A 26,053-nucleotide genomic window follows, 5' to 3' on the forward strand; every position below is an offset into this window, starting at 1 on the left:
CGTGAGAAGCGGTTCAGCCCAGACACCGGAGCTGCTGGTAGCATGGGCCAATCGGCACAGACCCGGCGAACACTTCCGTTCCGCGTCTGACGTTGTGCACCACTTCCAGGACGAGACCATGGCAACAGAGCTCGGCAAGCTCCAGGCCCGGTTCTTTGCGCCAGACCATGGCAACGAAGACTGGGATGGACGGCCACTGGCCCGGACTCTTGAGGCCATTCGGAAGCGAAAACAGACGCGGGCAAACGCCGATCTGCCTCCGCTTTATCCCGAGGGTCTCTCCTGAGGATCAGTCAATCAGTTGCTGATCGATCACAACCGCTACCGGCGCTTCCTGGCTCTCGTTAACGGCTACAGGAACGTCGGTGCTGCCCTGCCAGTCTCCTGCCTGGGCGGCCACATTGCCGGAACGACTGAGACGGGCGGTTACAACCACCTCGTCAACACTGGAAATGGTAGCCTGCGGTGACATGGCGTACCGGTCGTCCAGCCGGATCTCCACCGGCAACTGATCTGCCGTCAGCCGGGCTACTGCCAGAGGCGGGCCCTGCTGGACATTGGGCTGGCGAGCAAACAGGAACAGAGTGGTATCTGCAGGCACCTGATTCTGGAAATCCTCGGAAAGCGTTACCCGAACGGTAACCCCAGCACCAGAGGTTTCGGCTGCAGCCACCTGTGCCGGTGGTTCCTCGCCGAGACGCGTGTAGGCTTCACGAATACCTTCCCGAATGGAGCCAATCTGGGGGTGGTCGGGTGCTACGGTTTCGATTCGCTCCCAGTACTCGATGGCTTCCCGATAGTTCTGCTGGCTGAAGGCGTTGATCCCCAGCAAACCGAGGGCATTCACTTCATCCGGGTTCAGCTCACGGGCCTGCTCAATGGCCGCCGTAACCTCTTTCGTCATGGCGCCCTGGCTCCCGAAGAACAACGCCTGGGCAGACAGACCATAAGCAACGGCTCGCGCCCGACTATCGTCATTAACACTGCCGGCCAGTTGCCGGAACGCCCAGGCTGCATCGTCGAAGCGTTCCAGACGCATGTAGGTGCGTCCCAGCATTGCCCAGCCGTCCGGATTATCCGGGCTGGCTTCCAGCCGTTCCCGGAGCTGCCCTGAGAGCTCGGTCATCTGGGCCTGCCTCGATCCTTCGGTGGTTCCCATTTGCTGCATGGTAATGAACTGTTCAACCCGGTCCATCGCGCCCCAGCGCTCATACAGATAAACCGTGGCAGCCGGGATCAGTAGAATCGAGACCAGGGCCACTGCCATGGCACTCCTGCCGCCACTGATCACGGGCCTCACCTGGTCCTGCTCCGGAACGTCATCGAGCATGCTTCCCGCAAGCTCCTCCTTGAGTTGCCGGTAATTTTCGTCGTCCAGAATACCGGCCTCGTATTCATTGTCGAGCTCCTTCATCCTGGAGCGATAGGCCATCAGATTCTGGTTTTTCAGGTCCGTCTGCTTCCTCGTGCCGAGCCGATGGAAAAAGACGGGGTACAAGACAAACAACAGGGCAAGAACAATCAGTACCGTTGCGGCAATCCAGAAAGTGTCAGTCATGGAATTTCAGTCACAGGTTCAGAATTAAGAATGAGGTTGCGGCCAGGACATGCCAGAAAGTGCCGGCTTCAGGAAGATCTGTCCTGCTCTGCCAGCATTTTGTCGACACGGGCTTTCTCTTCAGTGCTCAACGCCGGGCCTGACGGCCCCGCTCGCCGGGAACGAATCACCACACCGGCAACCACCAGAAACCCGCCGAACACCGCAATCGCAGGTGTCGCCCAGAGCAGGAATGTCCGGCTGTCCAGCTCGGGTTTGTAGCGAACAAACTCACCAAATCTGCCAACGAGAGATTCAACGATTTCCTCGTTGCTGGCGCCGTCTTTCATCATCCGGTAGACCGCATCGCGCATATCCTTGGAGATAGGCGCGTTGGAATCGGCGATGTTCTGGTTCTGGCATTTCGGGCAGCGTAATTCCGCGATCAGGTTTTGGTAACGCTGCTCCTGAGCCCGATCCGAAAAATCGTATACGTCGGCCACCTCGGCTGCAGCGGCACCGGAAAGCAGAAGCACCAACATCAAATAAACGATCCGGACCATCAGCCATTCCCCTGAGCGTCATTGAACACAGGCAGCAGCGTTTGTTCCCAGACCTCCTTATTGACCACACCCACATGGCGATAGCGAACCACGCCTTCGGCATCAATCACGAAGGTTTCCGGCGCGCCGTATACCCCCAGATCAAACCCGAGTGTGCCCCGGGGGTCATAGATGATTTTCCGGTAAGGGTCGCCCAAACGGTCAAGCCACAACAGCGCATCCTCGCGGTTGTCCTTGTAGTTGAGACCAATGATGTTGACGCCTTTCTCTTCGGCCAGCCACATCAGGTCGTCGTGCTCGTCCTTGCAGGCGGGGCACCAAGTGCCCCAGACATTCAGCAGAGTGACCTGGCCACGAAACAGGCTCTGATCGAGCACGACATCAGCGTTGTGCAAATCTTTCAGACTGAACTCTGGCACCGGTTTGCCAACCAGAGCCGATTCCAGTTTGGTCGGATCCTTGCCGATACCCGCGAACAGCACGACACCAACAACAAGGGCAATCAGCAGTGGCAGAAAGAGCAGGAACCGCTTCATGAGGTAACTCCAGCGGACGTCGCAGAACCTGGCTCAGGCGCGACAGTATCGGTCTGCACCTTCGTGTCAGCTCCCTCCCGGATGCGGTAGCGGCGATCAGCGATAGCCAGGAAGCCGCCGGCTGCCATAAACAGCGAGCCCAGCCAGAGCCAGCGAACAAGCGGCTTGTATTGCAGCCGGATGGCCCAAGCCTCGTCGGTGATGCGCTCACCAATGGCCACGAAGATGTCCCGGAACAGACCGGCGTCGATATCGGCCTCGGTCATGACGCTCATCCCCACGGAGTATTGGCGCTTCTCGGGATGAAGCACGGAAACACGCTCGCCATCCAACATGACATCGAAGGTGCCATATTGAGCCGTAAAGTTAGCGCCCTGGCGCGCGCCGATATCCCTGAATACAAAATGATAATCGCCGACGGTCGCGACATCGCCCGGCACCATGCGAACATCACGCTCAATGCCGTAGTTGGAAACCACCGTAGCCCCCGCCATGGTAATGGCCAGGCCCAGATGCCCGAGCACCATGCCGTAATAGCTGCGGGACTGCCGCTTGAGGCCGTGCAGACGGCCTTTTCGGGACGATGATTTTTCCCAGAGATCCCAGAAAGTAGCAACGGTTACCCACATGGCAGAAAACACGCCGAGGAAAGCCCAGGGCTTGAATCCACCATAGCCGATCAGGACCGCCGTGGTGGCAACGATGCTGATTGCCAAGGGCCACAGCAGTTTGCGCGCCAGCCAGCCACCATCGGTTTTCTTCCAGCGGGAGAAGATACCAGCGCCCAGCAACAGGCCCGTTGCGACGGCCAGTGGGCTGAACGTCAGATTGAAGAACGGTTCACCGATCGACAGTTTGCCCAGTTCCAGATAATCAAGAACCAGCGGATACAGTGTGCCGACCGCCACCAGAATCGTGGCGGAAACCAACAGTACGTTGTTAAGAAGCAGGAAAACCTCTCGGGAAAACGAGCCGTAGCGCGACCGGACGTGAACCACCGGCGCCCGGAACGCATAGAGCGCCAGGCTTGCGATCACCGTTACTGCCAGCAGGCCCAGCAGGAAGGTGCCCCGCTCCGGGTCCGCCGCAAAAGAATGCACAGAGGTGAGCACGCCGGAACGGACCAGGAAAGCGCCCAGCAGACTTAGTGAAAAGGTGACAATGGCAAGCAGTACGGTCCAGCTCTTGAACACGCCGCGCTTCTCGGTAACGGCCAGCGAGTGCATGAGTGCAGTCCCCGACAACCAGGGCAGCAACGATGCATTTTCGACCGGATCCCAGAACCACCAGCCGCCCCAGCCCAGCTCGTAGTAGGCCCACCAGCTCCCGAGGGCGATACCCAGAGAGAGAAAGGCCCAGGCAACCGTGGTCCAGGGGCGCGACCAACGGGCCCAGGCGGCATCGAGGCGGCCATTGATCAGCGCAGCAATGGCAAAAGCGAAAGCAACGGCAAAGCCGACATAGCCCATGTAGAGCATCGGCGGATGCACGATCAGCCCGAAATCCTGGAGCAAGGGGTTCAGATCTGCGCCATCGGCGGGCACATTGGGCAACAAACGGTCGAACGGATTGGAGGTAATCACGATAAACAGTAGGAAGCCGACGCAGACCATGCCCAGCACCGAGAGCACCTGGGAGATCATCACCGCCGGCAGGCGACGGCTGAAAATAGCGACCGCCAACGTCCAGCCCGCCAGCATCAGTATCCAGAGTAGCAGCGAGCCCTCGTGACCGCCCCAAACAGCGCTGAACTTGTAATACCAGGGCAACAGGCTGTTACTGTTATTGGCCACATAGGCCACCGAAAAGTCGTCAGTCACGAAGGCATGGGTCAAGACGGCAAAAGCAAGCCCCACGAAGACAAACACGCCGGACGCCAGCGGCCTGGCGAACGCCTGAAGATTGTTTCTGCCGGTCAAAGAACCGGCCAAAGGGACTACGGATAGAAGCACTGCCAACAACAGTGCGAGAATCAGTGCAAGCTGTCCGAGTTCGGGATACATTAAAGGCCTCCAGAAACCAGGCTGTTAGATAAATCGGTTAGTAGGACACGGTTTCCGCACTGCCACTGGCTGCATGCCGACCCTTCGAGGCCTTCTCCAGCGCATCCGCGACTTCCGGCGGCATATAGTTTTCATCGTGCTTGGCCAGCACTTGATCGGCCACAAAGCGGCCACTTTCATTCAGCCTGCCCATGGCAACCACACCCTGCCCCTCGGCAAACAGATCCGGAAGGATACCGGTGTACTGAACCGGCACAGACGCGTTGAAGTCGGTCACCTTGAACTCAACCATCAGGCTGTCCGGATCACGCAGAACCGAGCCCTCCTCGACCATACCACCGGCCCGGATTCTGACATCCACCGGCGCTTCGCCGGCGGAAATCTGGGTGGGGTCGTAGAACAGATTGATGTTCTGTCGCAGCGCATAGGTGGTCAGACCCACAGCGATGGCCAGCCCCACCAGCAGGAACATGACAATAGTCAGTCGCTTTTTTCGGATTGGATGCATCAGCTATCTGCCTTTCAGTCTTGGGAAACCTTGACGCGGGTGAAGGATGCTGCCGAAGCCGGGGCAGCCTGCTGGTCCTTCCGCCCGGCCTGGAACTCGTACCCTCGACGGCAGGCCTCAATGGCCGCTTTGCGACGGCGCAGGGACCAGACCATCAGGCCAATCATCAGCAGGAAAAACGCAGCGTAACAGGACCACACATAGGGCCCGTGGCCTTCCATCACCATAAATGCCGAAAAGGAATCAAACGCCATACTTCAGACCCTCCCGGCCAACACGTAATCTTTAACCCAGCGCGTTCTCTGTTCGCGTAACAGAATCTCTGTCTGCATACGCAGACAGGCGAGCCAGCCAAACAGCAGATAAAGCCCCAACACGGACAGGAGCAACGGCACCCACATTTCCGCCGGCATGGACGGCTTCTCCGTCAGTTTGAACGTCGACGGCTGATGTAGCGTATTCCACCATTCAACGGAGTACTGGATAATCGGTATATTTACCACCCCGACCAGCACAAGCACGGCTACCGCCCGTGCCGCAGATTTTTCATCATTGATCGCCCTGTCCAGGGCAATTACGCCACCATACAGGAACAGCAGGATCAGCATTGATGTCAGGCGGGCATCCCATACCCACCAGGTTCCCCAGGTAGGCTTACCCCAGACAGCGCCGGTAAACAGGGAAAGAAAGGTAAGTACCAGGCCCACCGGCGCAACCGACTTTACAAACACGTCGGCCAGTTTCATGCGCCAGACGAGAGTGACAACACCTGCCACAGCCATCATTACGTACACCGATTGGGCGAGAAAGGCCGTGGGCACGTGAATAAAAATAATGCGGTAGCTATTACCCTGGAGGTAATCCTTGGGCGCAAAGGCCAGCCCCCATACAATGCCTGCCATCAACAGCAGGATACCGCCCGCCAGGAGCCAGGGCATCAGCCGGGCCGCAATCCCGAAGAACCATTTGGGAGAACCCAGCTTGTGAAAAAATTGCCACATCAGATGGTTACCGTCCTACCGTTACCTTGTTTTACCCGTTGAACAGGCTGATACGCAGCGCCGCTGCCGATGCAAAGGGTGCCAGGGTCAGTGCCAGCACCAGAAACGCGCCCATCAGGGCCAGATAGGCTCCCGCGGGAGCGCCCTCTGCGGCCGAAGCCACCGTACCTGTTCCGAAAATCAGGACGGGAATGTACAGCGGAATGATCAACAGGGACAAGAGCACCCCTGCCGACCGTAATCCAAGCGTCAGCGCCGCGCCGATTGACCCGATCAGACTCAGCACCGGTGTACCGATCAGCAGCGTTAGACACAAAACTCCGATGGAGTTCCCGTCAAGATGGACCATTACGCCCAAAACCGGCGTTAGTACCACCAGCGGCAAGCCTGTTAACACCCAGTGCGCCGCTGTTTTCGCCAGTACCAGCAGAAACAGGGGCTGGGGCTGAAGCACAAGTTGCTCGAGCGTGCCGTCGTCAAAATCATGGCGAAACAGGTGGTCCAGCGACAACAACACCGATAGCAACGCCGCTACCCACAGGATACCGGCCCCGGCCTCCCGCAGAAATGACACTTCCGGGCTAACCCCCAGGGGAAAAAGGGTTACGACCATGACAAAAAACAACAGCGGATTGAGCAGATCCTGGCGCTGCCGGAAGGCCACCTTCATATCCCGGGCAAACACGGTCTGCATTGCCGCCAGCGCACCGACGGTGTCTTGCCGCAAAGTCAGTGCCGGCCTGCAATCAGCATTCATCGGTCGACCCTCCGCCCAACACAATGCGTTGCATACCGGGCAATCTGAGATCGTGATGGGTCGTCACTACCACCGCACCTCCCTCGGCAGCCCGTTGTTGAAGCAGCTGTTCAATGGCGCTGACACCGCTGGCATCAATGGCGGTAAAAACTTCATCCAGCAGCCAGAGCGGCTCGTCGGCAATCAACAGGCGCGCCAGGGCAACCCGTCTTTGCTGCCCCGCCGAAAGATTGCGACAGGGCACATCCTGGAACCCGGTCAATCCGGTGCCATCAAGCGCCTGACGCAGAACGGGATCTGGCAGCGGCCGCCGCCCGGCCGTCAGTGCCCGGAGATTCTCCATCGGTGTCAGCAACGGCTTTATGCCAGGCCGGTGGCCAAGATACAGGGTATTGCGGAGGAATTCTTCCCGCTGGGCAGACCTGGACTTGCCGCACCAGAGCAGATTGCCGGACCAGGCGTCGTTCAGGCCGGCCAGCATTCGCAGCAGCGTGGTCTTGCCGGAGCCGTTCGGCCCCTCGACACGGGCGACCGTACCGGGCAGTATGGAGAACGACAGGTCACGGAACAGGATCCGTTCATCCCGCTCGCACTGCAGATCGACAGCCTGTAATAACGGCTCAGACATCAGGACCCCGTAACCAGGACGATGCGCGTGAAGACGGCATCGGGTGCATTCGTGACAGCGGCGACCATGAACATTGTTCGCGCATGACCTGCCGGCGCGGCGTATTATAACAAAAGCGCCGGCGGATTACTCTTGTCCAACATCAAATCAGTGACGATGAAACTACCCAACGGACAACAGCCCCCGACACCTCCAGCCCAGCCTGCAACACAGACGTCCCGGCCTTCAGTCTCAACCGAAGCGGCCCGGGAGCCCGCGGCCGCATCAGCGCGGCAACTGCTCGATCAGCTGCAGCTGACGAACCGGGAAACCACCCTGGCCCGGGTGGCCGAGATCATCAACCGTCAGGGCGGTAACAGCGCGGACCTGTTACTGGACATTCGCGGCAAGTCTCTTCTGGTTCAGGCGGCCGTCGGCAAGACTGAACTGGCAACCGGTGACTGGGTAAAAGTGATGCGGGCCGGCAATGAGCTGCAGCTGATGGGCAAACTGGCACCCGCACCCGAAGCCGGTATCGCCCGAGCGCTGGCCCAGCGACTGCCCTGGCAGCAAACCCTGGATGGTGGACTGGCAAGGCTGCTGGGCACTCTCACACAAGGCCTCCGGCAAGACCCGCTACCGGGCCAACTGCCCTCATCGCGAGGCCCCCAACCTCTGCCGGAGGCCGCCAGACAGGCTATTGAACAAATGATGGCGAGGCTGCCTTCGGGGAACAGTCTGACTCCCGGTTCTGGCAGCCAGGACACGACATCGCAACAGGTCCGGCAATGGCTTTCAGAAAGTGGCCTGTTCGCCGAGTCGCGACTGGCCCAGGCACCCTCTGCCCAGTTGCCCGATCTCAAGCTGGCGCTGGGTAGAGTGATCACCGCCTTGCTTGCCCAACAGGGCAGTACACCAGAACACTTCAACCGGCTGACACCTATCTCGACGCCGGAGCTGATGCAGGCGCCGCTGCAATTTCCCCAACCGCTGGCCACACCCCAGGCCCCCGGCAGTGGCGAAGCGCCCAGCGTCGGGCAGATGCTCCGCCTGCTGGCCGGAATGCTCAACCGGATCACCGTCAACCAGTTGCACAGCCAGGTACTTACTGCCCGCGGTGGCGGCGATGCAGCAGGGCCCGCACCTGCCTCTACCCTCGTACTCGATCTGCCATGGCTGACGCCACAGAATGAACCGAGGCTGGCGCAGGTCCGGATCGAACAATATCCCGAAGACCGGGAATCGGAAACCCGATCCGCGAAAACCACCACAGCCGAGTGGCGGCTTTCACTGACCATGGACCTGGATGAGGCTGGCTCCCTGCATTTCGATGTTGCCCTTCGCCAACAGGCAGTGAGCGCCCGGGTCTGGGCAGAAAAACAGACAACCCTGCGTCAGGTGAACCAGGAGCTTCCCGCGTTGCGACAGAGCCTAACCGATCTGGGCCTGGAAGTGACAGACCTGGATTGCCGCCGCGGCACGCCGCAAAGCAGCGTCACCCGACTCGAACACAGACTGGTGGATACACGGGCATGACATCAGAAACAGAACAGCAAAGCAGGGCCGCCGTTGCGCTCAAGTACGACGGTGAGAAAGCGCCCACCATCAGCGCCACTGGCACCCACGAGCTGGCGGAGGAGATCATCCGAATCGCCCGGGAGCACAACGTTCCCCTTTACGAAAATGCGGAGCTGGCCAGCATTCTGGCCCGCCTGTCACTGAACGAAGAGATTCCCGAATCGCTCTACCGGGTAATTGCGGAGATCCTGGCGTTTGCCTTCCACATTCGCGGGCTCACCCCAGAAGATCGCAAACCCGGCGCACCGGATGATTCAGTGAATCAGTGAGCGCAGCGCCCAGGCCTGCTGCCAGTTGTCGCCACGCCTTGGCGCCACCGTGGTTTCAAAGTAATGACGCAGCCGGCGCCGATCCTCCGGCTGGTCCTTCAGGGCCGAGCCGATGATGTGGTGCATCAGCTGCTCAACCGTGATGCTTCCGCCACCGTAATACCAGGCGTTGAGGCTGGCCGCGTGAGCGACCGACACGGCTTCCGCGGTGGAAAGAGCCGAACCGGCGAGGCGATCGGTGCTGCGTCCGTCCAGGGTCTGGCCATTGCGCAGCTCGTGGAACATGGTCACCAGAATCTCGACCACCGATTCTTCCAGCGCCACCTCGATGCCAGCCCGACTGTTGGCCCTGCGGACCTCCCGGAGCACAACATCCATCTCGTCGGCCAGATGACGGATAGGCCGGATTTCCTCGAAGTCCATTCGCCGCTTCAGGGCAGCGCTCATCCGGTGCACACCCTCGTCGATACTGTTGGACGTGGCGATAACGTTAAAACCTTCCCGCGCGAGCACCACACCGTCCTCGCCCGCCAGCTCGGGAATCACCACCACCCTGTCGGACAGCACAGAGAGCAGCGCATCCTGCAGCGCCTGTGGGCAGCGGGCGATCTCTTCAAACCGGACCATTTGCCCTTCCATCATGCCCCGCAGCAAGGGGCTGGGTACCAACGCCTTCAGGCAGGGGCCCTCGGTATGCAGTACCGCTTCGTTCCAGCTATACAGCAGTTGCCCGACGCTGCTCACCGCCCCACCCTGCAAGGTTAACGTGGAGCTTCCCGAAATGGCGGCGGCCAGCAACTCCGACAACCAGGATTTGGCGGTACCCGGCTCGCCGACCAGAAGGCAGCCGCGGCTGGTGCACAGGGAAATGATGATCCGGACCACCATGGCCCGGTCGGCAACGAACTTCCGCTCAATGCCGAGTTTCTCATCCCCCATGACGAACTTTTCCACCGCCCGCGGCGACATCTGCCAGCCTGGTGGCACCGGGCCATGATCCATACTCCTGAGCTTGTCCAGCTCCGCGGCGTAGACTACCTCCACGGGCTCCCGCTGGGCCGCCTTGTTAACAGATTGCTTGTTGCTCATTCCTGACTCCTGCGGCCGCCCCGAACTTCCGGTGCCATGCGCTCCCTCGGGAGAATCCGCGGCAGTTCGGAAAGCGGAATAGTGCCTTCAATCACATGGTCCAGGGCGCTGTCCCGCATGGTCACCAGGCCGGCATCAAGAGCTCGCCAGCGCAGCTCCCCGATGGGCGGTTGGCTGGAAATGGCGTTCCGGATGTCCGAATCGACTTCCATGTACTCGACAATTGCCACTCGACCCTGGGTGCCGCGGCCGTTGCATTTGTCACAACCGGCGCCCTGAAAACACCGGAAATCCGCGGGCGGGCCGTCGGGAAACACCTCGGACAGAATCACCGGGTCCGGCTCTGCAGGCTGGCAACAATGCTTGCAGATGCGCTTGGCCAGCCGCTGGGCGATGACAGCCAGCAGCTCACCGGCAATGGAATTCGGGTGGATACCCAGATCATACAAGCGCTGCAGTGAATCCACCGCGTCGTTGCAGTGCAGCGTGGACAGAACCACGTGGCCGGTCTGGGAGGCCCGTATCGCCTCCAGAGCGGTTTCCTGGTCACGGATCTCGCCCACCAGAATGACATCCGGATCTTCCCGGACAAACGCCCTCATGGCATCGGCGAAACCAAAGCCAATTTCTGATCTGACCCGGGTTTGTTGAATGTTGTCGATGGAGTACTCGATGGGGTCTTCCACCGTGATAACTTTCCGGCGGCCGTCATCGGCAAGGGTCTGCAGCCCCGCATACAGCGTGGTGGACTTGCCTGACCCGGTCGGACCGACCACCAGCACCAGTCCCGCCGGGTTATCCAGCAAGCGCTGATAACGGGCACCGATCATGGATGACATGCCAAGTTCGGCAATGGTCATGGCGCGGCCGGTCTGCGGCAGCAGACGTATAACGGCATGTTCGCCATGGAGCGAAGGCTGGGTCTGTATCCGCAGATCGTAGGCCATATCGCCGAGCTGCAGCCGGGACCGCCCACCCTGGGGCAGCCGGTGCTCGGCGATGTTCAGCTCTGCCCGCAGCTTGATGACGTTAATCACCCCTTTCATCTCCCGGGCCGACAGCTGGTACTGGGGCAGATCATGGAGATCGCCATCCACCCGAAGGCGAATGCGAATCCGGTCACCGTACTGTTCTATATGGATGTCGCTGGCTTTTTCACTTACAGCGTCCATCAGAATGGCTTCGTAGACAGACACCAGATAGGGGCTGACGTGCTTGTTTTTCGGATCCTTGCCCAGAAGCTGATCCTTGCTGCCAGTCGGGTCCGCCGCCTGGTTCGGGGTTGGTTCCTGATCCGCTGCAAAGCGGCGCCCTTTGGCAGTCAGATCAAGAGCTGACCAGAGCCGACGAAAGTCCGTCGGTGTAACCAGCAGGCAGTCAACCACCTGGTTAGGACTCAACCGCTCGAGCTGATCAGTGCGCGCATCGGGATCGTCGGTCACAACCGTGATCCGACCATCTTCCTCGGCGATGGGTATCAGTCGTGAGAGATCCAGAAACGTTCGGGAAAATCGCCGGATGGAGATCCGGCAGAAGCTCGTCCGCATCGGTGAAGGTCATGCCCCGCTGACGGGCAAGAGAACGGTAGAGATCAATCTCTTCAAGATTCAGTTTCCGGCGGAGCACGTCCAGCAGCCGGCAATTCTGCTTCGCTGCCTCCGCCTTTGCCTCGGCCAGGACCGCTTCGTCCACGACACCCTGATCAATGAGGATCTGCTCGACGTTACGGTTGAAGTCGACCCAGCCCAGGGTGCGCACACGCTTGAGCTTGGCACCCTGTTTTTCGAACATGGCCAGGCTCGGGACGGGTCCCGCTCGCCCTTCAAGACACACCAGGCGCCCCCCCTCACGAACCAGGTGCGCCAGGGCAGTCTGGTCCCTGACAAACGAGGTACACAAAACGAGATCACAGAGTGGATCAGGCTCGGGCGCCTCTTCCGCACGGGCAACAACGACATCCACATTGTGCATACCCAGACGGACAAACCGCTCTCTGGCAGCCTCGGCGACAACGGCATTCCGCTCCACGTACAGGACCCGATGGGCGAGCCCGGACAGCACAGCGGCAAAATAGCCTGAGCCACCGCCCACGTGCATCACCATCTGATCCGGTTCTATTTCCGGGAGCAGGGAGAGAATGTGGCTGACAGTTTCTTCGCGGGGAATGGAGTGGCCGGTTATCGAGGCAACCAGGTCAGAACCGGAAACAAAATCATGGCGGGATACAGATCGAAGGGCCTCAAGGGCCCTCGGATAGACTCTCTTCATTCAACAACGTCCGTAACGGCTTGGTATCAGGCCGCCTGACGTTTTCTGAGTGCTGACACCAGCTCGGCCTCGGGACGGGAAATTCCGCACGTGTTCATAAGATCGTCGATATCGGCGCCGAGATCAACCAGTCGAGAGGCTTCATCGTAAGAGATTCGCAGCGGATCGTTCTGGCGCATTTCGTCGAGCGTGGTCCTCAGCTCGTGCAACTGACGCTCACAGCTAACCAACCGCTGCCCTACCCCCATGCTGCCACTGGTGGTGGCATGCAGTTCCCGGCCAAGGGTATCACAGCGCTCTTTCAGCGTTGCTCGGAGGCTACGTACCTGGCGCCCGAGAACCAGGCCCTGAACGAAAACCAGAGACAGGGCCGCAACAGTCAGCGCCCAGGGAAGGTATGAAGGAATTTCTGCAAACATGACGGATGTCTCCCGTTAATTGCCACGGAAGGCATCCATCGTGAGGCCTGTAGCGGGTTGCCCCGGATCACAGTGCCGCGATTTCAGCCCACTCGTGGTCTGACAGCATCTTGTCGAACTCAACCAGAATGATCAGTTCGCCATCCTTGTTGCACACGCCCTGGATAAATTTGGCACTTTCCTCGTTACCCACGTTCGGTGCAGTTTCAATTTCGCTGGCTTTCAGGTACACCACCTCGGCGACAGAATCCACCAGAATGCCCATAACCTGGTTGGCAGATTCCATAACCACAATCCGGGTGGCATCGGTTACTTCGGCATCGGCCAGGCCAAAGCGCCGGCGGGTGTCGATAACGGTAACCACGTTACCCCGAAGGTTGATGATGCCGAGCACATAATCCGGGGCCCCCGGAACCGGAGCAATCTCCGTGTATCTCAGCACTTCCTGAATCTGCATGACGTTCAGACCGTAGGTCTCATCATCCAGCCGGAAGGTAACGTACTGCAGTACCTGATCGTCCTGGGCCTGATTGGTTTGTCCGCTCGGGGATGCCATAGCGATGTTTCTCCTCTTGGGCTGCCCGGCGGGCAACCTGATCGTCAAAAAAATATCATCAGTGCCCAATACTATAGTTAAGGGCACAAACCGTGCCAGCACGGCTCGGTTTCATTCAGTAACCATTGTTTGCGTCAGCTCAGATCCAGATGGTGCTCTCTTTCCGCCCTCACCAGCAAGTCTGCCATGGTGCGCACATCAATCAGCGCACACATGTGGTCAATCACAGTGCCGGCCAGCCACGGACGCTTGCTTCGGGCTGTGCGCCAACGCACTTCGTCCGGCCGGAGGGTAAAGGACTGGGCGACGTCATCACAGGCGAGCCCCCAGTCGCTGTTATCCAGCCGGATCACGAACCGGTAGTTGTCCCGGGCATCGGGCGGCACCCGCCCTGCCATGATCCATTCGGCGGTATCCACCACCCTCAGGTTCTGATCCCGGTCCGGGCGGATTCCCATGTACCAGCGTGGACTTCCCGGGATGGGCCGGATCTCTTCTTCAATGCGGTGAATGGCACCGAGCAGAATCAGAGGCACCGCCAGCTGCAGACCGGCCACCGTGAAAATGAGGCACTCAAAGGGCTGTTCTGACCACTCCGGGCGGGACGGCGGCGCGGCCGGCTCCGGCGCAGGCTGAGCTTCAATCCTTGCCTTCGGCACCGGCGCTTCCGGCACCTGTCGCACCACTGGCCTCTCAGGTTCCGCCGGCGTTTCCCGGACCCGTTTGGGTGGTTCAGGTCTTGCCGGCGGTTTTTCGACGGTTGGCACAGATGCCGGTTTCGTGCGGGTTGCCACCCGCGGTTCCGGAGGTGCAGGTTTCACCGGTTCCGGCGCTTCGATTTCCTCCCGAAGCGCCGTATCAGTGGCCGTGTGCAGCAGTTCGTCAAGATAACTGGCAATGGCAGTTTCCGGATCCGCCAGCCGTGTCAATTTATCGTCAGCCATGCTGACGCTCCTTCACCCTGCCCACCCGGGCCATGAGATCATCCAGCAGATGGCTGTAGGCGCGGACACCATGGGTTTCGGCATCCAGCGCGGACGGTGTTATGCCGCCCTGGCTGGCATCCCGGAACTTGGTGTCCACCGGAATCGCAAACTGCCAGAGGGACTCGCGGTAGGTCTTCCGCAACAGGTTCAGGCTTTTCACCGACGCCTGTGTCCGCCGGTCATACAAGGTGGGCACAATGGTGTAAGAAAGTTCGTTTTTCTGGGAACGCATGATCATCTTCAGGGTGTGGAGCATGCGCTCCAGGCCCTTGATGGCCAGAAATTCGGTTTGCACGGGAATGATCAGATGCTGGGCTGCCGCAAGGGCGTTAACCATCAGAACCCCCAGAGAGGGAGTATTGTCGAGCAGAACATAATCAAAGTCGTCCCAAAGCTGAGTCAGGGCCCGGGAAATGATCAGCCCCATGCCTTCCACGCCGATCATTCGTCGCTCAAGGGTAGCCAGGGCTGCACTCGCCGGCAAAAGGGACAGGCCCTTGCAGCTGGTCTCCGTAATCAGTTGGGCGGGTAGCCCTTCCGGAACCTTGCCCTGGTGCTGGAACAGGTCGAAAACACTGTGCGCGATTGTATCCGGATCGTACCCGAACCAGCTGGTGAGCGAGCCATGCGGGTCCAGATCCACAACGAGAACACGCTTGCCGCGTTCGGCAAGCAAGCCGCCCAGGGCGACCACACTCGTGGTTTTACCGACACCACCTTTTTGATTGGCTACTGCCCAGATTCGCACGCTTTGATTCTCCAGAGAATACATCGATGTGGCCGGCAATTAACCGTTGCCACAGTCCCGTTTATCGGCCACTCCCCGGGCAACTTGAACCAGCCCTCGGAAAATCCGGCAAGCTGTTGCCGGCGCCTTATTGTTAACGGGGAGTAATACAGGAACCATGCCAATGGCTCTATACGCATCTGCCGACGATCGGGTCAGCGCATGGCACCGCGAATACTGGCGTCACGGGAGATCAGCAATACCACCCGGCGGTTTCTGCGGCGCCCTTCTTCAGTGTCATTCCGGGCAACCGGCTGATACTGGCCATAGCCGACAGCCGCCAGACGTTCCGGCTCGATGCCCTCCATCACCAGCATCCGGACCATGGCAGCCGCCCGGGCGGCTGCCAATTCCCAATTTGACGGAAAACGGGAGGTACTGATCGGCTGATTATCGGTGAAGCCTTCCACTTTGACAGCGTTGTCCCGGCTGTTCAGAACCGTGGCGATTTTCTCGACCACCTCGAACGCATCGTAATGGGGCTCGGCATCGCCGCTGCCAAACAAAAGACTGTTGGGCAGATTCAGCTCCAGCCACTGGTCGCTGGTCTCAAGCGACACCACGCCCTGGTTGATCAGCTCATCAAACTCCATGGACAGCTGGTCAGCCATGGCTCGCAGCGCTTCAGTCCGCGCCTGCGCGTCCATCTCCGGATTTCGGGGCGCTTCGGTCACGGCCGGCGGGATTACGTTCTCGGCAGGCGCATTCAGCGATCTCTGGGGCTGGTCGCCAATCTCGATTGGCTGGAAGGAGCGCTGGGGTGCATTGAACACGCCGGTCAGGGTTTCAGAAAGGACTTTGTATTTGCCTTCGTTAACGGACGATACCGAGTACATCACGACGAAAAAGGCGAACAGCAGGGTGATGAAATCCGCGTAGGAAATCAGCCACCGCTCCTTGTTGTGCAGATCATCCTGGGGTTGCCTACGGCGCCGCATAAGTTGGCCTGCGCATGCTTACTGCAGGAAGCCCCGCAGCCGCAATTCGATGGATTTCGGGTTTTCACCCTCGGCGATGGCAATCAGGCCATCGATCATCATGTCCTCATAGCGGGTGCGCTCCCGCACGATACCGCGCATCTTGTTGGCGACCGGGAAGAACAGGAGGTTGGCCAGCGCCACACCGTAGATGGTGGCTACAAAGGCGGTTGCGATCCCGCTACCCAGGGATTGGGGATCCTCCAGGTTGGTCATCACCTGGATCAGGCCCATGACAGCCCCGATAATGCCGATGGTTGGCGAGTAACCACCCATGGCCTCGAACACCTTGGCCGACTCCAGATCCCTCTGCTCACGGGATTCCAGATCAACTTCCATGATGCCCCTGATGGTCTCGGTTTCGGCACCGTCGACCAGCAATTGCAACCCCTTGCGGGCAAAGGGCTCCGGCTCGCGCTCGGCAAGACCTTCAAGGCCCAGCAAGCCCTGCTTGCGGGCTTTGACGCTCCAGTCAATGACTTTTCCGATGCCATCTTCAAGGTTGATAAACGGCGGAAAAAAGACCCAGCGCACCTGAGTGAAGGCTCGCTTCAGCATGGGCCACGAGGTCTGCAGGATAGTCGCGGCCAGAGTGCCACCGATGACGATGATGGCCGCCGGCCCATTAAACAGTGAGCCAACCGCTCCGCCTTCCAGCAGGTTACCGCCAAGAATTGCGGCAAAGGCCAGTATGACCCCGAGCAGGCTCAGGATATCCATCAGCACACACCTTCAGCGAGGCGTGGCCCGATCTCGTCCAGGGACAATACCTCATCCGTCAGCCCTGCCTTGGCAACGGCCATCGGCATGCCGTAGATCACAGACGATTTTTCATCCTGGGACCATATATCCGACCCGCTCTGCTTCATCATCCGACAGCCTTCTTTGCCGTCCGAGCCCATCCCGGTAAGAATGACGCCGAGCGTCTTGCCCGGAAAGCTGCGGGCAAGAGAACCGAAGGTAACGTCCACGCAGGGTTTGTAATTGAGCCGCTCGTCTCCGGGCAGAATACGGATCCTGGGCTGTCCGCCCCGATTCTCGACCATCATCTGTTTGCCGCCGGGCGCCAGCAAAGCCAGGCCGGGCCGCAACACATCACCATCCTCAGCCTGCCGGACTTCAATCCGGCAGAGCTTGTTAAGGCGTTCGGCGAAGGCCGGAGTAAAACTCGCCGGCATATGCTGCACCAGAACAATCGGTGCCGGGAAGGTCGCCGGCAACACCGTCAGTACCCGCTGCAGGGCAACCGGGCCGCCGGTTGAAGTACCAATGCCAACAACGGCGTAATGCTTGGCCGGCCCACGGCGGCCATGGCGCCTGGGGGCCTCGGTTTCGCCCGGAGAACCTGCCGACGCTGCCGGAGCCCGGGTATCAGGACGCTGACGCGGTGCTGGTTCCGGACGCGGGCGCCCTGCAGGCTCCGGCGCCCGGGAGGCGGGAGCTGAAGGTTCCGCGCGGGAAGGCGCAGGAGAACGGTTGCCGGGACGACTGCGGGCTACATCCAGAATCCGCTCAATCAGGATTTTCTGAAGCTGACTGTTGTCCCGGGCAATTTCTTCGAAATTCTTGGGCAGAAAATCAACGGCGCCGGCCTCGAGCGCATCCAGTGTGACCCGCGCGCCCTCATAGGTGAGCGATGAGAACATGAGCACCGGTATCGGATGTTTGCGCATGATTTCGCGCACGGCAGAGATGCCATCCATCACGGGCATCTCATAATCCATGGTAATCACGTCGGGACGCAGTTTCTCGGCCAGCTCAACGCCTTCCCGACCATTGGTCGCAGCACCTACCACTTTGATCTGGCCGGAGCTGGTCAGGATTTCCGTCAGCCGCTTGCGAAAAAACCCTGAATCGTCAACGACCAGGACAGAAACTGTCATCCACTTCTCCTACCCAATCCATCGTTCTTCGGCCTTCTCTGGCAAAAAGCGCCGGAAGGCCCGGCTCAACCGTAATGTTGCAACAGGCTTGGCACATCAATAATGAGTGCAATCCGGCCATCGCCGGTAATAGTGGCACCGGCCATGCCTGGCGTACCCTGGAGCGCTCGCCCAAGGGGCTTGATAACCACTTCTTCCTGACCAACCAGCTGGTCGACCACGAACCCGACCTGCTTGGTACCCATGGCCACAATGACAACATGGGCGTTATCGGGCACCTCCTGGCCAGCACCGCCACGAACCAGCCAGCGCTTGATATGGAATAGCGGGAAGACTTTATCCCGAACCACAATGCACTCGCGCCCATCGACGATGTTGGTCTTGGTCAGGTCCAGATGGAAAATCTCGACCACGTTGACCAGCGGCAACGCAAAGGATTGATCGCCCAGCATGATCATCAGGGTGGGCATGATGGCGAGCGTCAGCGGAACCTTGATGACAATGCGAGAGCCCTTGCCCAGCTCGGATTCGATGCTCAACTGGCCATTGAGCTGGCCAATCTTGGTTTTCACCACATCCATGCCGACGCCACGTCCGGACACATCCGAAATCTGCTCCTTGGTGGAGAATCCGGCGGCAAAAATAAGGTTGTAACACTCCGAATTGGTCAGCCGGTCCGCGGCGTCCTGGTCGTAGATACCCTTTTCGACTGCTTTGCGGCGCAGGACTTCCGGATCCATGCCCGCGCCGTCATCCTCGATAAACAGCAGAATATGGTCTCCCTCCTGCTCGGCAGAGAGGGTAACCGTGCCCTGGCGTGGCTTCCCGGCCTTCTCGCGGACTTCCGGAGCCTCGATCCCGTGGTCCACCGAATTCCGCACCAGGTGAACCAGCGGATCAGACAGCGCTTCAACCAGGTTCTTGTCCAGATCGGTTTCCTCGCCATGCATCACCAGGTTCACCTCTTTCTTGAGGTTTCTGGCGAGATCGCGCACAACGCGGGGGAACCTGCCGAACACCTTTTTGATCGGCTGCATGCGGGTCTGCATGACGGCGGACTGGAGATCAGTCGTAACCACATCCAGGTTGGATACCGCCTTGTGCATGTGTTCGTCTTCACTTTCAGCACCCAGACGCTGCAAGCGGTTACGCACCAGCACCAGCTCACCCACCATATTCATGATGTCATCGAGCCGCTTGGTGTCGACACGAACCGTCGTTTCCGCGGCCGGGGCATTCTCGCGAGCAGGCATCGCCGGTGCGGCAGCGCCTTTGGCCTCCGGCTTCTCGGCCGGCTTCGACTTTTCGGGTTTTGACGCGTTTGCTTTCGCTGAAGCCGGCTCTTTTGAAGATGCAGGCTGTTTCGGCGCTGAGGGCTGTTTTGGAGCTGCAGGCTCTTTCGAGGCTGAAGGCTCTCCGCCCGCGGTCGGGCTTCCGCCCTTGCCGTGAAGATCGTCCAGCAGTTTCTCGAATTCGTCGTCGGTGATCAGGTCATCGCCGCCAGCAGATCCGGCCTTGGCAGCCGGCTTTTCTTCTTTACCAGAAGCCTCTTCCTCGCCAGCTGGCGCACCGGCAAACTGACCTTTTCCGTGCAGTTGGTCCAGTAGCGCTTCGAATTCGTCGTCGGTTATTTCGTCGTCTCCAGAACTTTCCTGGTCACCGCCGGCCGATCCGGCGCTCGAAGCCGAGGAAACCTCCGCTGATTTCTCGTCCTGCAGTGCGTCCAGAAGCTGTTCGAACTCGTCGTCGGTGATGTCGCCACCGTCTTCTGCCGGTTCGCTCTCTTCCTGCTCAGGTTGAGCGGCAGCGGTCGGTGCCCCCTCGCCTTCAGGCTGGGCCAGGGCATCCAGACGGGCAATCAGTTCGTCCGGAGCCGGTGTCAGCTCCTCATGATTGCGGACCTGCTCAAACATGGCATTGACGTAGTCGAGTGCTTCTAGAACCACGTCCATCAGTTCGGAATCCACCTTGCGCTTGTGATTACGCAAGATGTCGAAAACGTTTTCCGCGGAATGGCAGCAGTTCACCAGCGCTTCAAGCTGAAGGAAGCCGGCTCCGCCTTTCACGGTATGGAAACCACGGAAGATGGCGTTGAGCAGATCACTGTCGTCAGGATGTCGCTCAAGATCTACCAACTGCTCTGACAGCTTTTCGAGGATCTCGCCGGCTTCTACCAGGAAGTCCTGCAAAATCTCTTCATCAGCATCAAACGCCATGCGTTACCCTCATTATTCAGAAACCGAGACTGGACAACAGGTCGTCTACGTCGTCCTGCCCCGAAACTACATCTTCACGCTCATCGGCCTTGATCTGGGGCCCGACGCCCTTCTCTGCAGACTCTTCTTTTTCTTCAATCTGGTGCACCGTGCCCGTGAGCTGGTCCACATGACTGGCCATCACCACCAGGCTGAGCATTTGCTCCTCAACCTCTTTCACCAGGGCGGTGACCTTCTGGATGACCTGACCTGTCAGATCCTGATAGTCCTGAGCCAGCAGGATTTCCGACAGGTTGCTGTACATGGTGTCGGCATCGGTTGCCATGCTGACAAAAAAGCGATCAATCCGGCCGTACAGCTCGCGAAACTCAGCCGGCTGCATTTCCCGGCGACGCAGGCGCTGCCACTCATCACGCAACGCGGCGGCCTCGTCTCTGAGGGCATTGGCCACCGGCATGGTTTCCTCAACCAGGTCCATGGTCCGGTTGGCTGCTTCACCGGTCATCTGCACAACGTATTCGAGACGATCAGAGGCATCTGTCATCTTTGACAGTGCTTCCTGTTGCTCGGCGTTACGGGGATCAATCTGGAAGTTCCGGATTGCTTCGTGCAGGCTCCGCGTCAGCCGCCCTACCTCACGGTACAGACCCTGATCCCTGACTTCGCTGAGTTCATTGATCAGGGTCATGGCTTTGGCATAATCACCCGCATCAACACTCTCGGCCAGTTCCGCTGCCTGCCGCTGGAGCTTTTCCGTCACCTCCGGTTCAAGGCCCCGATGGTTCTTTTTGCTATCGCTCATGAGAGCCATCCGACCTCTGGTTACTGGATTCTTTCAAAGATTTTCTCAATCTTTTCCTTGAGCACGGCAGCGGTGAACGGCTTGACCACATACCCGTTTACGCCTGCCTGGGCAGCGGCAACGATCTGGTCGCGCTTGGCCTCAGCAGTTACCATCAATACCGGCAGGGTTTTCAGATTCTCGTCCGCCCGAACGGCCTTGAGCAGGTCGAAGCCTGACATGCCAGGCATGTTCCAGTCGGTCACCAGAAAATCGTATTTGCCGCTTTTGAGCATTGGCAGTGCCGTGTTGCCGTCGTCAGCTTCATCGGTGTTGGTGAAGCCAAGATCACGCAGCAGGTTCTTGATGATCCGTCGCATTGTGGAGAAGTCGTCCACAATGAGGATTTTCATGTTTTTGTCCAATGGGACCTCCAGTTAGTAACACCCGGAATTCGTTTGACCTTTGCGTTCAAAGTCTAGCAGGCCGCTGTTTTAACCGCTTATTGTCGGACCTTTGCTTCGGTTGTAAAGCATCGGTTACCAAAAACTACAGACTACCTCGTTGGCGACACAGACTGAACGCGGTCAGTTGTCCGATTCCTGACGCCAATCCGAGAGCCGTCCCCGAAGGCGCAGGGCTGCCTGGCTGTGAATCTGGCTTACCCTGCTCTCACTGACGCCGAGCACCGCGCCAATCTCCTTGAGGTTCAGTTCTTCCTGGTAGTAAAGGCTCAACACCAGCTTTTCCCGCTCCGGCAGGTCTTCAATCGCCTCAGCGAGGCTCCGCCGGAAGGCATCGGAGGACAACCCCTCAAGGGGATTATCCTGCGTCTCTGTCTGTTCTATCGGCAGCTCTCCGGATTCATTGAGCTCGTCGAGGCTAAAAAGTCGACCGCTGTTGGAACCGGAAAGGTAGGAGTGGTATTCGGGCAGCCCCATACCCAGCTCTTCGGCCACTTCCTGGTCGTGGGCTTCGCGGCCAAGTCTATCTTCAACGGCCTTGATGGCCTGGGAAATGCGACGGGCGTTGCGATGCACGGAACGGGGGACCCAGTCACCCTTGCGGATTTCGTCCACCATGGCGCCGCGAATACGGATACCGGCGTAAGTCTCGAAGGTAGCACCTTTGGTAGAACTGTAACGCTGGGCGGCCTCGAGCAGACCGATCATGCCGGCCTGCATCAGGTCTTCAAGCTGGACGGACGCCGGCAGGCGAGCCATCAGGTGAAGGGCAATTTTCTTGACCAGCGGCGCGTGCTGCTCAATGAGCTGAGCCGGCTTCTGCGCACTTGACTGGTTATAGATTCCGAGGTTTTTCGCCAATGTCATGTATCCGGTTTTTTGTTTGACTGGATCCGATTCAGACTTCGACGAGCCGCTCCACAAAAAATTCCAGATGCCCACGGGGCGAGGACGGCAACGGCCAGCTATCTACCTTGTCCGCCAGCGCCTTGATGGCCAGTGAAGCTTTCGCCCTGGGATAGGCGTCCAGCACCGCACGCTGCCGCTGAACTGCTTTCTTCACGGCCTCATCGTAGGGGACTATTCCTACGTATTGTAGTGCCACATCGAGGAAGCGCTCGGTGACCCGGGTCAGTTTTTCAAACAGATGCCGGCCTTCCTGCTCATTCCGGACCTGATTGGCAAGAATACGGAAGCGGTTGGTTCCATAATCACGGTTCATCAGCTTGATCAGGGCATAGGCATCGGTGATCGAGGTCGGCTCGTCGCAGACAACCAGCAGCAGCTCCTGCGACGCTCTAAGAAAACTGACCACTGACTCGGAAATACCGGCGGCGGTATCAACGATCAGGACATCGATCTGATCACCCAGTTCGCTGAACGCATTAATCAGCCCGGCATGTTCCATGGGGCTGAGCTGGGTCATTCGTTGGGTACCGGAAGAGGCGGGGACAATCTTGATGCCACCGGGACCATTCACCAGAACGTCCTTCAGATCACAATCGCCCGCCAGAACATCCTGGAGGTTGCGATTGGCAGTGATGCCCAGCAAGACGTCGATATTGGCGAGCCCCAGATCGGCGTCGAGCAGCACCACTCTCCGGCCTTTCTGCGCCAGGGCAATTCCGAGGTTCACCGACACGTTACTCTTGCCGACACCACCCTTTCCGCCGGAAACTGCAATCACCTGTACCGGATGTGCTCTGCTCATACTGTTTTTGGTCTCTCGCCACGTCTAGCCGGGGGCTGTTGTTCGGACGCTCACTGTTTGTTTGTCCGGTCCGGGGTTCATGAGTTCAGGCCCCCTCTGCGACCGCCTGCTGTTGCTGGAGTGTTTTAAGCCGGTCCACGGCCAACCGCACCAGCGGAACGGCTTCTGCGTGGTGCAGGTCTTCAGGAATCTTCTGGCCGTCTGTGTAATAGGCTACCGGCAGACCGGTTTCCATCACAAAGCCGAGAGATTCACCCAGCGTGAGGGCTTCATCAATCTTGGTCATCACACAGCCCGCAAGATTTGCCATCTTATAGCAATGCCACACGGATTTCATGATGCGAGGCTGACTGGTTGCCGAGACCACCAGATGGGTTTTGATATTGTGATGGCTGCGAGCCAGTTCGGCCAGCTGTTCCTGATAGCCTTTGTCCGCACTGGTCAGTCCGGCGGTATCAATCAGCACCAGATGACGGTCTGACAGCTCGTCCAGAATATCGTCCAGACTGTGGCTCTCATCCACGACCCGAACCGGCACATTCAGGATCCGACCGAACACGAATAACTGCTCGTGCGCCGCCACCCGATAGCGATCCGTGGTAACCAGGGCCACGGAATCGGAACCATGCTTGAGCACGTAGCGAGCGGCGAGTTTTCCGATGGTGGTGGTTTTCCCGGACCCTGTCGGCCCCACCAACGCGTAGGCGCCGCCCTCATCCAGCCACTCCATGCGGGAGGTCCGGACCCCGGTACACAGCATTTTCAGGGACTGCTTCCAACCGTCTTCCAGACGCCCCGCCTTGTGACGACGGGAAATTGACCCCGCCAGATCACTGCCGAGGCCGAACTCCTGCAAGCGCTCGGCAAGCCTCTGCTGCACGGCGGTGGTCGCAGAAACCTCCGGCTCCGGTTGCGGCCGACGGCCCTGCATCATGTCTCTGAGCGAGCTGATCTCGGCCCGCATCTGCGCCAGCTCATCGGAATAGGCTTCCCTCGGCGCCTGTGGCAGAGGTTCAATATCACCAAAACCACCGCTCACCCCTTCCTGAATGGCAGCGAACGAACCGGCGTAGCTCGCGCCCTGCGATGCCCGCTTTTCCCGTACTTCACGGATGCGGTCCCGGGACCGGCTCAGCTCGTCCTCAAGACGCCTGTGCTGGTCGGCCTGCATCTCGGCCAAGCGGGACCCGTTGGTGGCTTCTTCTGCCTGGTTGCCCAGTCGCTGGCGCGCCATATTCTCGTCATAATCCAGCGCCGTCACAATTTCGACACCGCCGTCGACCCGACGATTGGAAAGGATCACGGCGTCCGGCCCCATCTGTTCACTGACCTGCTTGAGCGCCTCGGCCATGGTCTGAGCAAAAAACCGTTTTACTTTCATGATGCCTCTTCCTCCACCGGCAACGCCGTGCCGGCGCTGTCCGCTCTGTCATCCGCGCCGTTACTGGCCAACGGACGCCACGATCGTAATCTGTTTGTTATCCGGAATTTCCTGGTACGAGAGCACATGGAGCCGCTCTACCCCGTAGCTGGCGAACTTCGCCAGCACCGGCCTCAGGGGCCCGGACACCAGCAGAATGGCTGGCTTGCCGAGCATCTCCTGACGCTGGACGCTCTCCTGAAGCGAGCGCTGGAGTTTTTCAACCATATTCGGCTCCAGAACCAGGCCAATATCTTCCTGTCCGCCGGATTGTTGACTCTGCTGAACAGACTTTAGCAATAACTGTTCCAGATCCGGATCCAGGGTGATCACCGGTATCTCTGATTCGTTGCCGCAGATACTCTGGACAATCATCCGGCGCAGGGACTGCCGCGCAACGGTGGTCAACAGCTTCGGATCCTGACTCTTCGGATGCACGTTCACGATGGCCTCGGCAATGGACCGCATGTCTCGGATCGGCACTTCTTCCTTCAGGAGGTTCTGCAGCACTTTCAGCAGCAGACTGATGGATACGGTGGTGGGTACCAGTTCCTCGGCCAGCTTCGGAGAAATCTTTTCAAGCTGATCCAGCCATTTCTGGACTTCCTCATGGCCCAGCAGCTCGTGGGCGTGTTTCTGCAGTACCTGGTTAAGGTGGGTCGCGACCACCGTACTGGCATCGACCACGGTATAGCCGAGCGTCTGGGCCTGCTCTTTCTTGTCTGGCTCAATCCAGCTGGCGTCCAGACCGAACGCCGGATCCTTGCCTTCAATGCCTTCTATCTTTCCGAATACCTGACCGGGGTCGATGGCCAGTTCGCGGTCCGGATGGATTTCCGCTTCGGCAATCGTCACGCCCATCAGGGTGATGCGGTAGACGTTGGGCATAAGATCGAGGTTGTCTCGAATGTGGACCGAGGGCATCAGGAAGCCGAGATCCTGGGACAGCTTTTTACGAACGCCCTTGATACGACTGAGCAACTGGCCACCCTGTGACTTGTCCACCAGCGGGATCAACCGGTAACCCACTTCCAGACCGACAATATCGACAGTGGACACATCGTCCCAGCCCAGCTCCTTGGTCTCTCCGGGGGCCGGTAATTGACGCCCCTGATCGCCGCCAGCGTCACCGCCTGG

29 protein-coding genes are annotated in these 26,053 nt (G+C 59.2%); 3 read left to right on the forward strand and 26 right to left on the reverse strand.

The features are described from left to right. On the forward strand, nt 1–286 hold a 286-nt coding region (locus B2W52_RS08590), incomplete at its 5' end, for a BatD family protein (protein WP_476738520.1). A 3-nt stretch (nt 287–289) separates the two neighbouring features. Here the strand turns inward: B2W52_RS08590 and ccmI are convergent. The 9 genes from ccmI to ccmA form a co-directional block, all read right to left on the reverse strand. Further along, complete coding sequence (ccmI, locus tag B2W52_RS08595; protein ID WP_053112442.1) at nt 290–1,558, reverse strand: c-type cytochrome biogenesis protein CcmI; 1,269 nt, start codon at nt 1,556–1,558, stop codon at nt 290–292. A 68-nt stretch (nt 1,559–1,626) separates the two neighbouring features. After that, complete coding sequence (locus B2W52_RS08600) at nt 1,627–2,100, reverse strand: cytochrome c-type biogenesis protein (RefSeq protein ID WP_053112444.1); 474 nt, start codon at nt 2,098–2,100, stop codon at nt 1,627–1,629. Then, the gene (locus B2W52_RS08605; RefSeq protein WP_053112446.1) at nt 2,100–2,636 is read right to left on the reverse strand and encodes a DsbE family thiol:disulfide interchange protein; all 537 of its coding nucleotides are present in this window, start codon (nt 2,634–2,636) and stop codon (nt 2,100–2,102) included. Before B2W52_RS08605 ends, B2W52_RS08600 begins: the two co-directional genes overlap by 1 nt. Beyond that, entirely contained in the window at nt 2,633–4,639 is a 2,007-nt protein-coding gene (locus B2W52_RS08610; RefSeq protein WP_053112449.1) for a heme lyase CcmF/NrfE family subunit, read from the reverse strand. The genes B2W52_RS08605 and B2W52_RS08610 overlap by 4 nt, the downstream gene beginning before the upstream one ends. A gap of 37 nt (nt 4,640–4,676) precedes the next feature. Further along, entirely contained in the window at nt 4,677–5,147 is a 471-nt protein-coding gene (gene ccmE / locus B2W52_RS08615) for a cytochrome c maturation protein CcmE (RefSeq protein ID WP_273017605.1), read from the reverse strand. 14 nt (nt 5,148–5,161) lie between these two features. Next, the gene (ccmD, locus tag B2W52_RS08620; RefSeq protein ID WP_014577599.1) at nt 5,162–5,401 is read right to left on the reverse strand and encodes a heme exporter protein CcmD; all 240 of its coding nucleotides are present in this window, start codon (nt 5,399–5,401) and stop codon (nt 5,162–5,164) included. Between the two features lie 3 nt (nt 5,402–5,404). Beyond that, complete coding sequence (ccmC, locus tag B2W52_RS08625; protein ID WP_062782295.1) at nt 5,405–6,148, reverse strand: heme ABC transporter permease CcmC; 744 nt, start codon at nt 6,146–6,148, stop codon at nt 5,405–5,407. 31 nt (nt 6,149–6,179) lie between these two features. Next, a complete protein-coding gene (gene ccmB / locus B2W52_RS08630; RefSeq protein WP_008173102.1) occupies nt 6,180–6,905 on the reverse strand; it encodes a heme exporter protein CcmB in 726 nt (241 codons plus the stop codon). Then, entirely contained in the window at nt 6,895–7,533 is a 639-nt protein-coding gene (gene ccmA / locus B2W52_RS08635) for a cytochrome c biogenesis heme-transporting ATPase CcmA (protein ID WP_053112454.1), read from the reverse strand. The genes ccmB and ccmA overlap by 11 nt, the downstream gene beginning before the upstream one ends. A 132-nt stretch (nt 7,534–7,665) precedes the next feature. On the opposite strand from ccmA, the gene fliK reads away from it, so the two are divergent. Then, on the forward strand, nt 7,666–9,048 hold the full coding sequence (gene fliK / locus B2W52_RS08640) for a flagellar hook-length control protein FliK (RefSeq protein WP_286802496.1): 1,383 nt from the start codon (nt 7,666–7,668) through the stop codon (nt 9,046–9,048). Beyond that, nucleotides 9,045–9,359 (forward strand): EscU/YscU/HrcU family type III secretion system export apparatus switch protein, encoded by a 315-nt coding sequence (locus B2W52_RS08645; RefSeq protein ID WP_008173099.1) that lies wholly within the window; start codon nt 9,045–9,047, stop codon nt 9,357–9,359. The genes fliK and B2W52_RS08645 overlap by 4 nt, the downstream gene beginning before the upstream one ends. Here the strand turns inward: B2W52_RS08645 and B2W52_RS08650 are convergent. From B2W52_RS08650 to B2W52_RS08730, 17 genes are all read right to left on the reverse strand, one after another. Beyond that, nucleotides 9,345–10,448 (reverse strand): ATP-binding protein, encoded by a 1,104-nt coding sequence (locus B2W52_RS08650; RefSeq protein WP_286802499.1) that lies wholly within the window; start codon nt 10,446–10,448, stop codon nt 9,345–9,347. The two genes, B2W52_RS08645 and B2W52_RS08650, sit on opposite strands and share 15 nt — an antisense overlap. Beyond that, a complete protein-coding gene (locus B2W52_RS08655) occupies nt 10,445–11,974 on the reverse strand; it encodes a GspE/PulE family protein (RefSeq protein WP_286802542.1) in 1,530 nt (509 codons plus the stop codon). The genes B2W52_RS08650 and B2W52_RS08655 overlap by 4 nt, the downstream gene beginning before the upstream one ends. Next, nucleotides 11,862–12,716: a protein-L-isoaspartate O-methyltransferase family protein gene (locus B2W52_RS08660; RefSeq protein WP_286802501.1), complete on the reverse strand. Its 855-nt coding sequence runs from the start codon at nt 12,714–12,716 to the stop codon at nt 11,862–11,864. Before B2W52_RS08660 ends, B2W52_RS08655 begins: the two co-directional genes overlap by 113 nt. 26 nt (nt 12,717–12,742) lie before the next feature. Beyond that, on the reverse strand, nt 12,743–13,135 hold the full coding sequence (locus B2W52_RS08665) for a DUF2802 domain-containing protein (protein ID WP_053112462.1): 393 nt from the start codon (nt 13,133–13,135) through the stop codon (nt 12,743–12,745). 67 nt (nt 13,136–13,202) lie between these two features. Continuing rightward, nucleotides 13,203–13,691 (reverse strand): chemotaxis protein CheW, encoded by a 489-nt coding sequence (locus B2W52_RS08670; RefSeq protein ID WP_008173094.1) that lies wholly within the window; start codon nt 13,689–13,691, stop codon nt 13,203–13,205. 134 nt (nt 13,692–13,825) lie between these two features. After that, nucleotides 13,826–14,635: a chemotaxis protein CheW gene (locus B2W52_RS08675; protein ID WP_008173093.1), complete on the reverse strand. Its 810-nt coding sequence runs from the start codon at nt 14,633–14,635 to the stop codon at nt 13,826–13,828. Then, nucleotides 14,628–15,425, reverse strand: a complete 798-nt coding sequence (locus B2W52_RS08680) for a ParA family protein (RefSeq protein WP_039881985.1) — start codon at nt 15,423–15,425, stop codon at nt 14,628–14,630. The genes B2W52_RS08675 and B2W52_RS08680 overlap by 8 nt, the downstream gene beginning before the upstream one ends. Before the next feature lie 194 nt (nt 15,426–15,619). Then, nucleotides 15,620–16,402 carry a flagellar motor protein MotD gene (gene motD / locus B2W52_RS08685; RefSeq protein ID WP_286802506.1) on the reverse strand — a complete coding sequence of 261 codons (783 nt, stop codon included), beginning with the start codon at nt 16,400–16,402 and terminating at the stop codon, nt 15,620–15,622. 18 nt (nt 16,403–16,420) lie between these two features. Next, nucleotides 16,421–17,161 carry a flagellar motor protein gene (locus B2W52_RS08690; protein ID WP_008173090.1) on the reverse strand — a complete coding sequence of 247 codons (741 nt, stop codon included), beginning with the start codon at nt 17,159–17,161 and terminating at the stop codon, nt 16,421–16,423. Then, the gene (locus tag B2W52_RS08695; RefSeq protein WP_062782277.1) at nt 17,161–18,324 is read right to left on the reverse strand and encodes a protein-glutamate methylesterase/protein-glutamine glutaminase; all 1,164 of its coding nucleotides are present in this window, start codon (nt 18,322–18,324) and stop codon (nt 17,161–17,163) included. The genes B2W52_RS08690 and B2W52_RS08695 overlap by 1 nt, the downstream gene beginning before the upstream one ends. 65 nt (nt 18,325–18,389) lie before the next feature. Further along, nucleotides 18,390–20,540: a chemotaxis protein CheA gene (locus B2W52_RS08700; RefSeq protein WP_062782274.1), complete on the reverse strand. Its 2,151-nt coding sequence runs from the start codon at nt 20,538–20,540 to the stop codon at nt 18,390–18,392. A gap of 16 nt (nt 20,541–20,556) precedes the next feature. Further along, nucleotides 20,557–21,342 carry a protein phosphatase CheZ gene (locus B2W52_RS08705; protein ID WP_008173087.1) on the reverse strand — a complete coding sequence of 262 codons (786 nt, stop codon included), beginning with the start codon at nt 21,340–21,342 and terminating at the stop codon, nt 20,557–20,559. Nucleotides 21,343–21,362: 20 nt separating this feature from the next. Beyond that, nucleotides 21,363–21,746, reverse strand: a complete 384-nt coding sequence (gene cheY / locus B2W52_RS08710) for a chemotaxis response regulator CheY (protein ID WP_008173086.1) — start codon at nt 21,744–21,746, stop codon at nt 21,363–21,365. A gap of 162 nt (nt 21,747–21,908) precedes the next feature. Then, nucleotides 21,909–22,652: an RNA polymerase sigma factor FliA gene (locus B2W52_RS08715; RefSeq protein WP_008173085.1), complete on the reverse strand. Its 744-nt coding sequence runs from the start codon at nt 22,650–22,652 to the stop codon at nt 21,909–21,911. Between the two features lie 31 nt (nt 22,653–22,683). Further along, the gene (locus B2W52_RS08720; RefSeq protein ID WP_041646273.1) at nt 22,684–23,496 is read right to left on the reverse strand and encodes a MinD/ParA family protein; all 813 of its coding nucleotides are present in this window, start codon (nt 23,494–23,496) and stop codon (nt 22,684–22,686) included. A gap of 85 nt (nt 23,497–23,581) precedes the next feature. Then, on the reverse strand, nt 23,582–24,877 hold the full coding sequence (gene flhF, locus B2W52_RS08725) for a flagellar biosynthesis GTPase FlhF (protein WP_286802511.1): 1,296 nt from the start codon (nt 24,875–24,877) through the stop codon (nt 23,582–23,584). Between the two features lie 60 nt (nt 24,878–24,937). Next, nucleotides 24,938–26,053 (reverse strand): FHIPEP family type III secretion protein (locus B2W52_RS08730; RefSeq protein ID WP_286802513.1); only part of this gene is annotated, 1,116 nt, incomplete at its 5' end.

This window comes from Marinobacter sp. UBA2498, from assembly GCF_002341575.1.
Classification (GTDB): Bacteria; Pseudomonadota; Gammaproteobacteria; order Pseudomonadales; family Oleiphilaceae; genus Marinobacter; species Marinobacter manganoxydans.